Raw genomic sequence first — 15,077 nt, 5'->3', positions numbered from 1 at the left:
CCCACAAACCCGACGCTCCCGCAGTTTCGGCGGGTTGACGGGGAACGCTCCCGCAGTTTCGGCGGGTTGTCGGGGAACGCTCCCGCAGTTTCGGCGGGTTGTCGGGGAACGCTCCCGCAGCGGCCGGCAGCGGCTGCGGGAGCGTTCGTGATTCGCCCGCCGGAAGTGCGGGAGGGTTGTTTACTTGGCTTGGCCGAGGAAGTCCTGCAGGCGGGCGACGCCTGTGGCGAGGTCCTCATCGCCCAGGGCGTAGGAGAGGCGTAGGTACCCGGAGGGCCCAAAGGCCTCACCCGGAACCACAGCCACTTCCACCTCATCGAGGATCAGTGCCGCCAGCTCCGCGGACGTGGACGGCCGGACGGGTCCGTTTGCGGACGGCAATTCCTTGCCAAGCAGGGCACGGACGTCCGCGTAGACGTAGAAGGCACCTTTCGGCGTCGGGCAATCCACGCCCTCGATGGCGTTCAGTCCGGCCACGATGGCTTTGCGGCGCCGGTCGAAGGCGAGCTTCATCTCGTCGACGGCGCTCAGCGGACCGGACACCGCGGCGAGCGCCGCAACCTGCGGGATGTTGGAGACGTTCGACGTGGCATGCGACTGCAGGTTCGTGGCGGCCTTGATGACGTCGGCGGGGCCGATCATCCACCCGACGCGCCAGCCTGTCATGGCGTACGTCTTCGCCACGCCGTTGAGGATGACCACCCGGTCGCCCAGTTCAGGGACGGCCGTGGCAATCGAGGTGAATGGCACCCCGTCGTAGGTCAGGTGCTCGTAGATCTCGTCCGTGACCACCCAGAGTCCCTTGGCGGCTGCCCACTGGCCGATCTCCCGGACCTGTTCCGGCGAGTACACGGCGCCGGTGGGGTTGGAAGGGGACACAAAAAGGAGTATTTTCGTGCGGTCCGTAACTGCCGCTTCCAGCTGCTCCACGGCAACCAGGTATTCCTGCTCCGGTCCGGCGAAGACCTCGACCGGGACGCCGCCCGCGAGCCGGATGGCTTCCGGGTAGGTGGTCCAGAACGGAGTCGGGACAATCACCTCGTCGCCCGGGTCCAGTAGCGTGGCGAAGGTGTTGTAAACGGCTTGTTTGCCGCCGTTGGTGACGAGCACCTGGGACGCCTCTGCCCGGTAGCCGGAATCGCGGAACGTCTTGTCCGCGATGGCCTGCCGCAACTCCGGCAGGCCGGCGGCCGGGGAGTACCGGTGGTACTTGGGCTGGCTGGCGGCTTCGATTGCCGCCTGCACAATGTAATCGGGGGTCGGGAAGTCCGGCTCCCCGGCGCCGAAACCGATGACCGGCCGGCCTGCCGCCTTCAACGCCTTCGCCTTGGCATCAACAGCCAATGTGGCGGATTCGGCTATGGCGGAAATACGCTGTGAAATGCGGGCGGCAGGCATCGCGGGTCCATTTCTTCGCTTGCAGCTTCGGCGGCTGCGGGTGGGATTCGACGGAATCTACTCTATGCTGTTCATCGGATCCTCAGAGGTGCCCGTGCGGAAGTGTGACTGCAGCGTGGAAAGTCGTGGTCGCGGCTTTTTGCTCAACTGCTCCCGGCCGGACGCACGGTCCGAAGGGGCCGGTTCGACGTAGACGCAGTTGTTGCGTAGACTGGTTCTCCGGTGTTGAAAACACGACGATGGCCTGCGCCTCAGCGAAGTCTGGGGAAACAGGCCGGGGGCTTGTTTTTGATCCATAGGGTAGTGGCGCAATTGGTAGCGCAGCGGTCTCCAAAACCGCAGGTTGCAGGTTCGAGTCCTGTCTGCCCTGCGCAAGCTGTTCCGGTTTCTCCGGAACAAGCGCAGCAACCATGGTTCAGTTCAGGGCCGGGTATCCGACATTGCGAGGATGAGTGAGATCCAGGTGACCGAAACGGCTGCAGGCAGCTCCAGTGGCCGCCCCGCCAAGAATGCCCCCAAGGCAGGTTTCTTCGCCCGGATCGCGCTTTTTGTCCGCCAGGTCATCGGCGAACTGAAGAAGGTTGTCGCTCCGACCCGCAAGGAACTGATCAACTACACGCTTGTGGTGCTGGTGTTCGTCGTCATTATGATGCTCATCGCCACAGTGCTGGATCTGGCCTTCGGGGTCGGCGTGGGCTGGGTCTTCGGCGGCACAGGCCCCACGGACCGCTAAGGCGACCGGTCCGCAGACTTCGTGGCTTACCCCGGGATTCCGGCGGTTCTGCGGGGTGTGCGGAATTGAGTCATTTAAATAGGCATGTTAGGCAATGAGGAAGCAGGAGACCAAGTGTCTGAGCAGGAGCTCGAGGTAACTGAGACTGAGCTGGATAAGAGCCAGGACGCCGCGGTGGAAACCGGGGAACTGTCCGAGGCCGCGTCTGCTGCGCCCGCATCCGACGTCGCTGACGAGGCCGCTGACACAGCAGAAGCCGGGGAAGCCGCCGCGGAAGAGTCTGCTGAGGCGGACTCGGACGAGGCAGCCGTTGCCGGCGACGAAGCAGCCGGATCCGATGACGAATCGGCCGACGCGCTGGCAGCTGCTGCGGCCGCTGCAGAGGTTGACCCGGCCGACGAGTTCAAGGCCAAGCTGCGCCGCCAGGAAGGTGACTGGTTCGTCATCCACTCCTACGCAGGCTACGAGAACCGCGTCAAGGCCAACCTTGAGACCCGCATCCAGACCCTGGACATGGAAGACTACATCTTCGAAATCCAGGTTCCGATGGAGGAAGTCGTTGAGATCAAGAACGCTCAGCGCAAGGTGATCAACCGCGTCCGGATCCCCGGCTACGTCCTGGTCCGGATGGACCTGACGGATGCCTCCTGGGGCGCCGTCCGCCACACCCCGGGCGTTACCGGATTTGTGGGCAACGCCCACAACCCGGTCCCGCTGCGCCTCGATGAGGTCTTCTCCATGCTCGCGCCGGTCTTCGAAGAAGAGCAGGCCGAGAAGGGCAAGCCCATCAAGCACGCTGCGGCGCAGATCGACGTCGACTTCGAGGTCGGCGAGTCGGTCATCGTCAAGGAGGGCCCCTTCGAGACCCTCCCGGCCACCATCTCCGAAATCAAGGTGGACTCCCAGACCCTGGTGGTGCTGGTTTCCATCTTCGAGCGCGAGACGCCGGTCACGCTGGCTTTCAACCAGGTCAGCAAGATCTAGCTGTTCCCACAGAATTCGTCCCGGGCTGCCCGCTTTAGCAGCCAGGGGCGGCCGGCCGCCTCGCCATGGCGGCCACCAAGCTGCGGCACGCTCCTGTGTCCCAGGAAGTAATTGAGAGAAGGACCCTACATTGGCTCCCAAGAAGAAGGTCACCGGCCTCATCAAGCTGCAGATCCAGGCAGGTGCCGCTAACCCGGCCCCGCCGATCGGTCCTGCGCTTGGCCAGCACGGTGTCAACATCATGGAATTCTGCAAGGCGTACAACGCTGCGACGGAAGCCCAGCGCGGCAACGTTATTCCGGTTGAAATCACGGTCTACGAGGACCGTTCATTCACGTTCATCACCAAAACCCCGCCGGCTGCAGAGCTCATCAAAAAGGCTGCAGGCGTCGCCAAGGGTTCGCCTACCCCGCACACCGTCAAGGTCGCGAAGCTTACCCAGGCCCAGGTCAACGAGATCGCCACCTCCAAGATGGAAGACCTCAACGCCACCAGCCTTGAAGGCGCCGCGAAGATCATCGCCGGCACCGCCCGCTCCATGGGTATCACCGTCGAAGGCTAAATGCCTTTACCGCCGGGCAACCGGCACCACCTAAACATTTGAATGTTGGAAGCCCGGCACGGATTATCGAGCCGGAGTCCCAACTGTGGCAGGGCCCAGCGCGGTCCGCAGACCACAACTGCACAAGGAGAAATAAGCAGCATGGCAAAGCGCAGCAAAGCATATGAGGCAGCCGCAGCCAAAATCGACGCGGAGAAGTTCTACGCGCCGTTTGAGGCAGTGACGCTGGCCAAGGACACCAACCCGTCCAAGTTCGACGCCACCGTTGAGGTAGCTTTCCGCCTGGGTGTTGACCCTCGCAAGGCCGACCAGATGGTCCGCGGCACCGTTATCCTGCCGCACGGCACGGGTAAAACAGCCCGCGTCCTGGTCTTCGCAACGGGCGACAAGGCTGAGGCAGCAATCGCAGCCGGCGCCGACTTCGTTGGTTCCGATGACCTGATCGAAAAGATCGCAGCCGGCTGGACCGACTTCGACGCCGCCGTCGCCACCCCTGACCTTATGGGCAAGGTTGGCCGCCTCGGTAAGGTCCTGGGTCCGCGTAACCTGATGCCGAACCCGAAGACCGGCACCGTGACCGCTGACGTCGCCAAGGCCGTCAACGACATCAAGGGTGGCAAGATCGACTTCCGCGTCGACAAGCACTCCAACCTGCACTTCATCATCGGCAAGGTTTCGTTCGACGCCCTCAAGTTGGCCGAGAACTACGCCGCCGCTCTGGAAGAAGTTCTTCGCCTCAAGCCGTCCGCTTCCAAGGGCCGGTACATCCAGAAGGCTACCGTCGCCACCACGTTTGGCCCGGGCATCTCGGTTGACCCCAACGTCACCAAGGTCCTGACCGAGGTCTAATCCTCACCAGCCTTACAGCACACGACGGAAAGACCGTCCCGCATCCGCGGGGCGGTCTTTCCTGCATTCCACGACGAACGGCCAGGGCCCGGCGCGCGTCGCTGGTGGACCGGTATTGATGGAACAGCGGCCCAAAGCGGCATATGCTGGCCGTGGTTGCCCGGTTATCGCCGGGTTTCCGGCACGCACGGATGGCAGAACCGCTGGGGATGATGGCCGCAATGGCAAATGAAGTACGGATTGAACAGCTGTGGATCCCCGATTCGCTTGACGGGTCGGATGCCTCCGACTTCGTTGCCGCCGTCGAAGTGGGACGCAAGGTGCGAATGCAGACGTGGGGCAGCGATGATCTCGCCTACTTGCCGCAGGAAAAACTGCTGGAAATGGCGGACCCGTACGAGCGCCAGGTCATTCTCGTTGCCAAGGTGAGCGGGGAAATCGTCGGTACTGTGGACATCGCGCTGCCGCTCGCGGACAACCTCGACCTGGCCGAATTCGCGCTCGACATCCTGCCCGAATTCCAAGGACGGGGCGTGGGCCGGCAACTGCTTGAAGCTGCGGAGCACTTCGCCCGCGACGAGGGCCGGCACACCATCCTGGTCGACACGAACCATCCGAGTTCCTCGCTCGGTGACAGCGAAGCCGGGCAACTGGTGCCGGGCACGGGCTTCGGGTTCGTCCCGGACAACAGCCGCGAAGTCGAGTTCGCCCGCCACAGCGGCTATGCCCTGCAGCACATCGAGCAGTTCAGTGCCTGCGCGCTGCCGCTTGACGGCAAGCTCGTGGCGGAGCTGGGAACCGAGGCCGAGGAGGCGAACGCAGGACGCTACCGGCTGCACCATTGGACGGACCGGTGCCCGGAGCAGTGGCTTGAGGCCGTCGCGGCACTGGAAAACAACGCGGGCGAAGACGGCGTGCCCGGTGTCGATGATTCAAGCATGGTGTTCGACGGCGGAATCCTCCGGCAAGCGGAAGATGTCGCCATTGCGCAGGGCCGCCGGACAGTGGTCACCGCCGTCGAGCGTCTGGGCAGCGGTGACCTGGTCGGTCTGACCACGATCAGCGTCCTGGCACTGCGGCCCGATGTGGTCTTCCAAGATGACACAGTCGTCCTCCCGGAGCACCGCGGCAACAAACTGGGCCTGCTGATCAAGGTCGCCAACATGGAGCGGCTCTCCGAACAGTTCCCGGACGCCCGGGTGCTGTACACCTGGAACGCACCGGAAAACCGTTACCTGCTCACGGTCAACCAACAGCTGGGATTCACCACCGCCGGAGTCACCGGGATCTGGCAGAAGGAACTTCCGGATTTGGGCCCCAGCAACAGCTGAACCGTCCGACGTCGCCGATTTGGAGCAAGGGCCAGGTTTCGCGTAGGCTGGGGGGACCAAAGACCGTCGGTTGTTGGACATTCACTCTCCCAAGCAAGGCTCACTTCTGCAGCTGCGCCGGGAGAACCAGTGAATCTCCAGACGAAGGACCCTGAACATAGGGCGGCCGGCGCAGGTGAACGAAGCAAAGCTCCGCAGTCATGGACTGCGTCGAGACAAGCCCCGTGCATCTGCGCGGGGCGTTTTTAGTTTTTAGCTCTTTTGAGCGGGGACCGGGAACTACCGGCTCTATCCCCGGAAGGAGGGTTATGGCAACGCCTAGCAAGGTTTCAGCAGTAGCTGAGATCACTAACGATTTCAAGGAATCGAACGCCGCTGTCCTGACCGAATACCGCGGGCTCACCGTTGCACAGCTCAAGCAGCTGCGTGTTTCTCTCGGCCAGGACACCAAGTTCTCGGTCGTCAAGAACACCCTGACCGCCCTTGCAGCCAAGGAAGCCGGTGTCGAAGCATTCGACGGCCAGCTCGCCGGCCCCACTGCAATCGCGTTTATCAAGGGTGACGCAGTTGCCGCTGCCAAGAGCCTGACGGATTTTGCCAAGGCCAACAAGCAGCTGGTTATCAAGACCGGTTACTTCGAGGGCAAGGCACTGAACGCCAGCGAGGTAGCTGCCCTGGCAGCACTCGAGTCCCGTGAGCGCCAGCTTGCCATGGTTGCAGGCATCCTCAAGGCTCCTGCTGCCGCCGCTGCACGCACCATCGATGCTCTGCGCCTCAAGCTTGAAGAAGCGAACGGTGCCCCGGCCGAAGCCGAAGCGCCCGCCGCTGACGAAGCTCCGGCCGAAGCTCCCGCAGATGCAGCAGTAGAGACCGAAGCTCCGGCTGACGCCGCAGCCCCCGAAGAGAACTAACTCTCTTTCAAACCAGACTCCGGTGCGAAGGCGAGCCCCCGGGCTGCCGAGCACCACTATAGGAAGGACGCCACACCATGGCGAAGCTCACCAACGAAGAGCTCATTGAAGCTTTCAAGGAACTGACCATCATCGAGCTCTCTGAGTTCGTTAAGCTCTTCGAAGAGACCTTCGAAGTTACGGCCGCTGCCGTTGCCGTTGCTGGCCCCGCTGCCGGTGGTGCTGCAGAAGAAGAAGAGCAGACCGCATTCGACGTCATCCTGGAGCACCCGGGCGACAAGAAGATTGCAGTCATCAAGGAAGTTCGCGCCATCACTTCGCTGGGCCTCAAGGAAGCCAAGGACGTTGTTGACAGCGCACCGAAGGCCATCCTCGAAGGTGTCACCAAGGAAGCTGCCGAGAAGGCTGTTGCCCAGCTCGAAGAAGCCGGTGCCCGCGTTACCCTCAAGTAACCCGCCGCTTCAGGACCTGGCCGGGAACCTCGTGTTCCCGTTCCGCTCCGGGAAACCCCGCGCACCCCGGTGTGCGGGGTTTCCTGCGTTCCGGGCGGACATCAACGGCAGGTGAACTTCCCAAAGAGTTTGTGGAATCCCTGTTCTCGCGGGTGAATGCGCGCCTAGACTGTGGCTTTGTGCCAACAGGCCGCCAACGCTGAGGAGTCCCCACAATGACCGATCCCCATCACTCGCTTTCGCGCCGGACCATGCTGACTGCAGCCCTGGTGGGCGGCAGCGCGGCGGCTGCGGCCCTGTCCGAAGCCCCGGCCGCCCAGGCAGCCCCCGCAGCGGGCCGGAAGACGTTCAACCTGACGGTGCTTGGCACCACCGATCTGCACAACAACGTGTTCAACTGGGATTACTTCAAGAACGTCCCCTATGCGGATACCGCAGGGAACAAGATCGGCATCGCGCAGGCGGCCACCCTGATCAAGGCGATGCGGGACGAACGGGGAGCGTCGAACACGCTTACCATCGACGCGGGCGACACCATCCAGGGCACACCCCTGGCCTACTATTTCGCCAAGATCAGCCCCATCTCGGCGACGGTCACCCATCCCATGGCCTTGGCCATGAACGCGGTGGGTTACGACGCCGTTGGCCTGGGAAACCACGAGTTCAACTACGGCATCCCGCTGCTGCGGACCTGGGAAAGCCAGCTGAACTTCCCGCTGCTTGGCGCCAACGTCCACGACGCCACTACCGGCAAACGCGCTTTTACACCCTACGTACTCAAACGCGTGAAGACGAACAACGGCTGGCTGACCGTGGGCCTGGTTGGCTTTGTCACCCCCGGCTGCGCCCTCTGGGACCGCGACAACGTCCAGGGAAAACTGGATTTCAACGGCATCGTGGAGGAAGCCAGGACGGTTATCCCGCAGCTCAAGGCAGCCGGAGCCGACGTCGTTATCGTCACCAGCCACTCGGGCGCAACCCCGGGGTCGTCCTACGGCGATGCGCTGCCGTTCCCGGAGAACGCCTCCACGCAGTTGGCCGAAGAGGTCCCCGGCATCGACGCTATCCTGGTCGGGCACGCGCACCTGGAAATCCCGGAACGTTTTGTCACCAACAAGGCCACCGGAAGGCAGGTACTGCTGACGGAGCCGCTGAAGTGGGGCATGCGCGTGGCTGTAATGGATTTGGAAGTGGCCAAGGACAAAGGCCGTTGGACGGTCACCGCCGCCCACTCGCACTTGCTGGACGCCAAGACGGTCGATGCCGATCCCGCCGTTGTGCGCGCCATCCAGGCAGGGCACGAGGCGACTGTAAAGTATGTCAACGAAGTCATCGGCACGTCCACGGCGCCGCTGAACACCGCCACCGCTTGCTGGGAGGACTCGGCGGCCATCGATGCCATCAACTATGTCCAGGCCAGCACCATCAAGGCCGAACTGGCCGGCGGCCCGTCCGCCGGGTTGCCGGTGCTCTCCATCGCTGCGGCCTTCTCCCGCTCGGTGGACGTCAAAGCCGGGCCGCTGACCATCCGGGACGTTGCCGGGCTGTACATCTTCGACAACACGCTGCTCTCCGTCAAGGTCACCGGGGCTCAGGTCCGGGACTATCTGGAGTGGTCCGCGCGGTACTTCAAACCGGTGTTCAGCAGCCCGGCACGCGCCGCCGACGTTACCAACGCTGCCACCGCGATGGCGCCGGGCGGGACGCCGGACTACAACTACGACGTTGTCTACGGTCTTGACGCAGCACTGAACTACGAGATCGACCTTGCCAAACCGGTGGGGGAGCGGATCACCGGGCTGCGCTACGGTGGCGAGGTCCTTCGGCGGGACCAGGAATTCGCGCTGGCCATCAACAACTACCGGCAAAGCGGCGGCGGCAACTTCCCGGCAGTCATGGCGGCTCCGGTACTCTCCAACAGCCAGCAGGAGATCCGGCAGCGGATTATCGACTACGTTGTGGATCACGGCACCCTGGACGTTTCGGTGTTCAGCCAGGACAACTGGCGGCTGACCGTCAACGGCGCGGCACTCACCGTCACCGCCTAGCCGGCCCGGGTCGACCCGGGCGATTTAACCCGGACAGGCTAGATCCCGCGCCGGCACGCGCCGTCCCGCGCCGTCACGTGCCGGCACGTGCTGGCACGTGCCGGCCCGCGCCGGCACGTGCCGTCACGTGCCGTGCCGCGCCGCGGCATGCTTTCCGTTCGGTTCGGAGATGTCCGCGACCACGGCGTCGAGGGCGGCGGCCAAGGCATCGGCGTCCACAAACGCGCTGTAGCCATGCTCGCCCGCGCCCAGGGCAATCCTGCGCCCGGTGATGCTGCGGTCCACATAGACCGGCAATGGCCTGGTACTTCCCAGCGGGGTGATCGTGCCGCGTTCGTAGCCGGTGGCGCCAAGGGCGACCTCCGCGCTGGGAAGGGACAGTTTGTTGACACCAAGCAGCGCGCGCAGCTTGGGCCAGGAAATCTGCCGGTCGCCCGGGATGAGCGCAAAGAGGAAGCTGCCGTCCTTGTGTTTGACCACAAGGGACTTCACGATATCCGCGGGCTGAATTCCGAGGATATCGGCCGCCTCCTCGAGGCTTTTCGCGGCTTGGCGTTCCACCAGACGGATGCTGAGGCCACGGGCGGCGGCGTCCGCCAGGAACCGCTCCCGGCCGGTGCCGCCACGAGCGTCCGCCGCCGCGCCTGGATCGGTCATGGTGGGCTCACTCACCGAACTCAGTCGCGGAACAGCAGGAGCGCTTCGCCCTGGCCTCCGCCGCCGCACAGCGACACGGCAGCCTTGCCGCTGCCTCTCCGCTTCAGCTCGTGCGCCGCATGCAGGGCCAGCCGGGCGCCGGAGGCGCCGATCGGGTGGCCCAGGGCGATCGCGCCGCCGTGGATGTTGCACTGCGCCAGCGGGTAGCCGAGGTCCTTGAGCGACTGCACGGCCACCGAACCGAAAGCCTCGTTGATCTCGATGAAGTCCAGGTCCGCGGCAGACCAGCCGGCTTTCTGCAGCGCGCTGGCAATCGCGTTGGCGGGCTGGGAGTGCAGCGAGTTGTCCGGGCCGGCCACCTGCCCGGGCTTGCCGACGACGGCCAGGTACTCAAGGCCGTTCTCTTCGGCAAACTTCCGTGAGGAGAGCACGAGGGCGGAGGCGCCGTCGGACAGGGGGGAGGAATTGCCCGCCGTGATGGTGCCGTCGGTGACGAACGCCGCCCGCAGGCCCGCCAGTGAGCCGACAGTTGTGTCCGGCCGGATCCCCTCGTCCGAGGCCAGGACAATCGGCTCGCCTTTGCGCTGCTTGACGCTGATGGGGGCGATTTCGCCGTCGAACACACCGTCCTTGGCGGCCCGCGCGGCGCGCTGGTGGGACGCTGCCGCCACTTCGTCCTGGGAGCTGCGGTCAATGCCCAGCGAAAGGTTCTTGGTCTCGGTGGACAGGCCCATGGATTGCCCGTCGAAAGCGTCGGTCAGGCCGTCGTGCGCTGCAACATCCAGGGCCTGGATGGACCCGTAGGTCCAGCCCTGCCGGGAACCGGGGAGGATGTGCGGCGCGCGGGACATCGACTCCTGGCCGCCGGCTATAACGACGGCGGCGTCGCCGCTGCGGATCATTCGGGCCGCGTCGATGACGGCAGTTAGCCCGGACAGGCAGACCTTGTTGATGGTCACACTGGGAACGTTCCAGCCGATTCCGGCCGCGATGGCGCTCTGCCGTGCAGGGTTCTGGCCCGCGCCGGCCTGCAGCACCTGTCCCATGATGACAGAGTCCACCTGCTCGGCCTTTACACCGCTGGCGGCCAGGGCCGCCCGGATGGCGTGTGCGCCGAGTTCTACGGCCGTGAAACTTGCGAGCTGGCCGTTGAGGCGCCCCTGGGGGGTGCGGGCGGCGGCGAGGATGACAACATCATTGTTGTCTGCAGAGTGGCTCATGGTTGTCTCTTCCAATCGTGAACGTTGTACAGCAAGGCTATCGTGACCCCAGTCACGGGGCCATCCGGCGGCCTGTGGCACAGGGGGTGGACACCCCAGCCGGGAGCCGGGTCCAGTGCTTGCAATCGCGGGCGAAGTGGGGTAGACAAGTAGGTTGCTTTGCCGTATCGTAGATATTTGCGTCTTCCCTGTTTACCTTCAGCCTTCATATAGCGGTGGGCTTAGCCTGGCAGCTGCGCCATCATTGTGCCGTCTACAACGTGCACCACCATGGCCAGCGCGGGTCCCGGGTCATATAGCGGAACCGGACTGGTAGCACTGCGGAGTCACTCCGCAGGGTGCATAGCGGGGGAGATCTGAAAACGCCTGAAGGTCTGTGGAAGGATCCCTCTTGGTCGCCTCGAGCACCTCTAATGTAAACAACGCTGCAACCGCTATCAATGCCGACAGTACCGACGGTGCAACCCGCCGGCTCTCATTCGCAAAGATTCACGAACCTCTTGACGTTCCGAACCTGCTTGCCCTGCAGACGGACAGCTTTGACTGGCTGGTCGGAAACGAACGCTGGCAGGCACGCGTCGCCAAAGCCGTCGAAGAAGGCGACCTCAGCGTCGCCACCTCCTCGGGTTTGTCGGACATCTTTGAAGAGATCTCCCCGATCGAGGATTTCCAGGGCACCATGTCCCTGAGCTTCTCGGAGCCGGAGTTCGCTGATCCGAAGTACACCATGGCTGAATGCAAGGACCGGGACGCAACGTACTCGGCTCCGCTGTATGTCAAGGCCGAATTCATGAACAACAACACGGGCGAAATCAAGCAGCAGACCGTGTTCATGGGTGACTTCCCGCTGATGACCGAGAAGGGCACCTTCGTCGTCAACGGCACCGAGCGTGTTGTTGTCTCGCAGCTGGTCCGTTCCCCGGGCGCCTACTTTGAGCGCACCGCCGACAAGACCAGCGACAAGGACATCTTCACCGCGAAGATCATCCCGTCCCGCGGCGCCTGGTTTGAACTCGAAATCGACAAGCGCGACCAGGTCGGCGTTCGCCTCGACCGTAAGCGCAAGCAGTCCGTCACGGTGCTGCTGAAGGCCCTCGGCTGGACCGAAGGCCAGATCCTCGAAGAGTTCGGCCAGTACGACTCCATGCGCGCGACGCTGGAGAAGGACGCCACCGAAACCCGCGAAGATGCCTTGCTGGACATCTACCGGAAGCTCCGACCGGGCGAGCCGCCCACGGTCGAGGCTGCCCAGTCCCTGCTGGACAACCTGTACTTCAACTCCAAGCGCTACGATCTGGCCAAGGTTGGCCGCTACAAGATCAACCGCAAGCTCGGCATCGACCGCTCCCTTGGTGACAAGGAAGCCTCAGTGCTGCACGTTGAAGACATCGTCGCCATGATCAAGTTCCTCGTTGCCCTGCACGCCGGTGAGAAGACCCTCACGGGTAAGCGCGACGGCCAGGACCACGAGCTCCGTGTGGAGATCGATGACATCGACCACTTCGGCAACCGCCGTATCCGCGCCGTCGGCGAGCTCATCGAGAACCAGGTCCGCACCGGCCTGTCCCGGATGGAGCGCGTTGTCCGCGAACGGATGACGACCCAGGACGTCGAGGCCATCACGCCGCAGACCCTGATCAACATCCGTCCCGTTGTGGCAGCAATCAAGGAGTTCTTCGGAACCTCCCAGCTGTCCCAGTTTATGGACCAGAACAACCCGCTCTCGGGTCTGACCCACAAGCGCCGCCTGTCCGCACTCGGCCCGGGCGGTCTGTCCCGTGACCGTGCAGGCATGGAAGTCCGAGACGTTCACCCGTCCCACTACGGACGTATGTGCCCCATCGAAACTCCTGAAGGCCCGAACATCGGCCTGATCGGTTCGCTGGCGTCCTACGGGCGGATCAACCCGTTCGGATTCATCGAAACCCCGTACCGCCTCGTGGCTGAAGGGGTCGTCTCCGACGAGGTCGAGTACCTCACGGCCGATGACGAAGCTGAAGTCCTGATTGCACAGGCCAACGCTCCGCTCGATCAGAACAAGAAGTTCGCCGAGGATACCGTCCTCGTGCGTGCCCGTGGTGGTGGAGGCGAGCCCGTGCTGGTTCCCGCCGCCGAGGTCGAGTTCATGGACGTCTCCCCGCGCCAGATGGTGTCAGTGGCTACCGCCCTGATCCCGTTCCTCGAGCATGACGATGCCAACCGCGCACTTATGGGTGCCAACATGCAGCGCCAGGCCGTGCCGCTGGTCCGTTCCGAGGCGCCGTTCGTCGGCACCGGCATGGAGCGTGCCGCAGCCGTCGACGCCGGTGACGTCACCATCGCGAAGAAGGCAGGTGTGGTGACCGAGGTCTCCGCTGAGCTGGTCATCGTGTTGAACGACGACGGTACGGAAACCAACTACCGCATCAACAAGTTCGCCCGCTCCAACCAGGGCAACTGCTACAACAACCGCGTTCTGGTGAACGAAGGCCAGCGCCTGGAAGTCGGCGGCATCATCGCTGACGGCCCGGCAACGGACCAGGGCGAACTGGCCCTCGGTAAGAACCTGCTCGTGGCATTTATGTCATGGGAAGGCCACAACTTCGAGGATGCCATCATCCTGTCCCAGCGGATCGTGGCTGAGGACGTTCTTTCCTCCATCCACATCGAGGAGCACGAGATCGACGCCCGCGACACCAAGCTTGGTGCCGAGGAAATCACCCGTGACATCCCCAACGTGTCCGAGGAAGTCCTCGCCGGCCTGGACGAGCGCGGCATCATCCACATCGGTGCCGAGGTTGAAGCAGGCGACATCCTGGTCGGAAAGGTCACCCCGAAGGGCGAGACCGAGCTGACCCCGGAAGAGCGCCTGCTGCGCGCCATCTTCGGTGAGAAGTCCCGCGAAGTGCGTGACACCTCCCTGAAGGTTCCGCACGGTGAGTCGGGCACTGTAATCGGTGTCCGCGTCTTCGACCGCGACAACGACGACGAGCTGCCCCCGGGCGTCAACCAGCTGGTCCGGGTGTACGTCGCTGCCAAGCGCAAGATCACCGACGGCGACAAGCTTGCCGGCCGTCACGGCAACAAGGGTGTTATCTCCAAGATCCTTCCGATCGAGGACATGCCCTTCCTTGCCGACGGTACCCCCGTTGATATTGTCCTGAACCCGCTGGGTGTTCCGGGCCGTATGAACGTCGGCCAGGTGCTGGAAACGCACCTCGGCTGGGTTGCCAAGACCGGCTGGAAGATCGAGGGCGAGCCCGAGTGGGTCAAGCAGCTGCCGAACCTGCCGCGCGAGAGTGGCCAGACCACTGTCGCTACGCCGGTCTTCGATGGTGCGCGGGAAGAGGAAATCACCGGTCTCCTCGACTCCACCAACGTCACCCGCGACGGCGTCCGCCTGATCAACTCCTCAGGCAAAACCCGCCTCTTCGACGGCCGCTCCGGCGAGCCGTTCCCGGATCCGATCTCGGTCGGCTACATGTACATCCTGAAACTCCACCACCTGGTGGACGACAAGATCCACGCGCGCTCCACCGGCCCGTACTCCATGATCACGCAGCAGCCGCTGGGTGGTAAGGCACAGTTCGGTGGCCAGCGCTTCGGTGAAATGGAAGTGTGGGCGCTCGAAGCTTACGGTGCCGCTTACACGCTTCAGGAACTTCTCACGATCAAGTCGGATGATATCCACGGTCGTGTGAAGGTCTACGAAGCCATCGTCAAGGGCGAGAACATCCCCGAGCCGGGCGTTCCTGAGTCCTTCAAGGTCTTGATCAAGGAAATGCAGTCGCTGTGCCTGAACGTGGAAGTTCTTTCCACGGACGGAACCACAATTGAAATGCGTGACTCTGATGACGCAGTCTTCACGGCTGCGGAAGAACTGGGCATCGATCTGTCTCGTGCAGAGCCCAGTTCCGTAGAAGAGGTTTAGCAGGCGTCCGACGGCGGGTGGT

The 15,077-nt window shown here is 63.6% G+C and carries 12 protein-coding genes and 1 tRNA gene; 10 read left to right on the top strand and 3 right to left on the bottom strand.

Annotated features, from left to right (window positions below; all coding sequences use genetic code 11):
* Window positions 1–180: 180 nt before the first annotated feature.
* Complete coding sequence (locus QI450_RS12615; RefSeq protein ID WP_226774769.1) at window positions 181–1,398, bottom strand: pyridoxal phosphate-dependent aminotransferase; 1,218 nt, start codon at window positions 1,396–1,398, stop codon at window positions 181–183.
* Between the two features lie 297 nt (window positions 1,399–1,695).
* Between QI450_RS12615 and QI450_RS12610 the strand changes: the two genes are divergently transcribed.
* The 9 genes from QI450_RS12610 (at window position 1,696) to QI450_RS12570 (ending at window position 9,268) form a co-directional block, all read left to right on the top strand.
* Window positions 1,696–1,768 (top strand) — tRNA-Trp (locus QI450_RS12610).
* A gap of 78 nt (window positions 1,769–1,846) precedes the next feature.
* A complete protein-coding gene (gene secE / locus QI450_RS12605) occupies window positions 1,847–2,131 on the top strand; it encodes a preprotein translocase subunit SecE (protein ID WP_226774768.1) in 285 nt (94 codons plus the stop codon).
* 114 nt (window positions 2,132–2,245) lie between these two features.
* Entirely contained in the window at window positions 2,246–3,115 is an 870-nt protein-coding gene (gene nusG / locus QI450_RS12600) for a transcription termination/antitermination protein NusG (RefSeq protein ID WP_226774767.1), read from the top strand.
* Window positions 3,116–3,245: 130 nt separating this feature from the next.
* Window positions 3,246–3,677: a 50S ribosomal protein L11 gene (rplK, locus tag QI450_RS12595; RefSeq protein WP_226774766.1), complete on the top strand. Its 432-nt coding sequence runs from the start codon at window positions 3,246–3,248 to the stop codon at window positions 3,675–3,677.
* Window positions 3,678–3,818: 141 nt separating this feature from the next.
* A complete protein-coding gene (gene rplA / locus QI450_RS12590) occupies window positions 3,819–4,526 on the top strand; it encodes a 50S ribosomal protein L1 (protein WP_024365991.1) in 708 nt (235 codons plus the stop codon).
* A 221-nt stretch (window positions 4,527–4,747) separates the two neighbouring features.
* A complete protein-coding gene (locus tag QI450_RS12585; RefSeq protein ID WP_226774765.1) occupies window positions 4,748–5,857 on the top strand; it encodes a GNAT family N-acetyltransferase in 1,110 nt (369 codons plus the stop codon).
* A 308-nt stretch (window positions 5,858–6,165) separates the two neighbouring features.
* Entirely contained in the window at window positions 6,166–6,768 is a 603-nt protein-coding gene (gene rplJ, locus QI450_RS12580) for a 50S ribosomal protein L10 (RefSeq protein WP_226774764.1), read from the top strand.
* Window positions 6,769–6,845: 77 nt separating this feature from the next.
* Window positions 6,846–7,220 (top strand): 50S ribosomal protein L7/L12, encoded by a 375-nt coding sequence (rplL, locus tag QI450_RS12575; RefSeq protein WP_024365995.1) that lies wholly within the window; start codon window positions 6,846–6,848, stop codon window positions 7,218–7,220.
* Between the two features lie 215 nt (window positions 7,221–7,435).
* Window positions 7,436–9,268 (top strand): 5'-nucleotidase C-terminal domain-containing protein, encoded by a 1,833-nt coding sequence (locus QI450_RS12570; RefSeq protein WP_226774763.1) that lies wholly within the window; start codon window positions 7,436–7,438, stop codon window positions 9,266–9,268.
* A 123-nt stretch (window positions 9,269–9,391) separates the two neighbouring features.
* Here the strand turns inward: QI450_RS12570 and QI450_RS12565 are convergent, their stop codons facing one another.
* A complete protein-coding gene (locus QI450_RS12565; protein WP_226774762.1) occupies window positions 9,392–9,925 on the bottom strand; it encodes a YbaK/EbsC family protein in 534 nt (177 codons plus the stop codon).
* 20 nt (window positions 9,926–9,945) lie between these two features.
* On the bottom strand, window positions 9,946–11,145 hold the full coding sequence (locus QI450_RS12560) for an acetyl-CoA C-acetyltransferase (RefSeq protein WP_226774761.1): 1,200 nt from the start codon (window positions 11,143–11,145) through the stop codon (window positions 9,946–9,948).
* A gap of 391 nt (window positions 11,146–11,536) precedes the next feature.
* On the opposite strand from QI450_RS12560, the gene rpoB reads away from it, so the two are divergent.
* Complete coding sequence (rpoB, locus tag QI450_RS12555) at window positions 11,537–15,055, top strand: DNA-directed RNA polymerase subunit beta (protein WP_226774760.1); 3,519 nt, start codon at window positions 11,537–11,539, stop codon at window positions 15,053–15,055.
* Window positions 15,056–15,077 lie beyond the last annotated feature (22 nt).

This window comes from Arthrobacter sp. EM1 (assembly GCF_029964055.1).
Taxonomy (GTDB): Bacteria; Actinomycetota; Actinomycetes; order Actinomycetales; family Micrococcaceae; genus Arthrobacter.
Note: the sequence above shows the minus strand (reverse complement) of the source record. Positions and strands in the feature narration are given on the sequence as shown.

Excerpts from the sequence above, each read along its gene's own strand:
- QI450_RS12560 (WP_226774761.1), bottom strand. The coding sequence starts at position 11,145 with ATGAGCCACTCTGCAGACAACAATGATGTTGTCATCCTCGCCGCCGCC.
- secE (WP_226774768.1), top strand. The coding sequence starts at position 1,847 with ATGAGTGAGATCCAGGTGACCGAAACGGCTGCAGGCAGCTCCAGTGGC.
- QI450_RS12570 (WP_226774763.1), top strand. The coding sequence starts at position 7,436 with ATGACCGATCCCCATCACTCGCTTTCGCGCCGGACCATGCTGACTGCA.
- QI450_RS12565 (WP_226774762.1), bottom strand. The coding sequence starts at position 9,925 with ATGACCGATCCAGGCGCGGCGGCGGACGCTCGTGGCGGCACCGGCCGG.
- QI450_RS12585 (WP_226774765.1), top strand. The coding sequence starts at position 4,748 with ATGGCAAATGAAGTACGGATTGAACAGCTGTGGATCCCCGATTCGCTT.
- QI450_RS12615 (WP_226774769.1), bottom strand. The coding sequence starts at position 1,398 with ATGCCTGCCGCCCGCATTTCACAGCGTATTTCCGCCATAGCCGAATCC.
- rplL (WP_024365995.1), top strand. The coding sequence starts at position 6,846 with ATGGCGAAGCTCACCAACGAAGAGCTCATTGAAGCTTTCAAGGAACTG.
- rplA (WP_024365991.1), top strand. The coding sequence starts at position 3,819 with ATGGCAAAGCGCAGCAAAGCATATGAGGCAGCCGCAGCCAAAATCGAC.
- rplJ (WP_226774764.1), top strand. The coding sequence starts at position 6,166 with ATGGCAACGCCTAGCAAGGTTTCAGCAGTAGCTGAGATCACTAACGAT.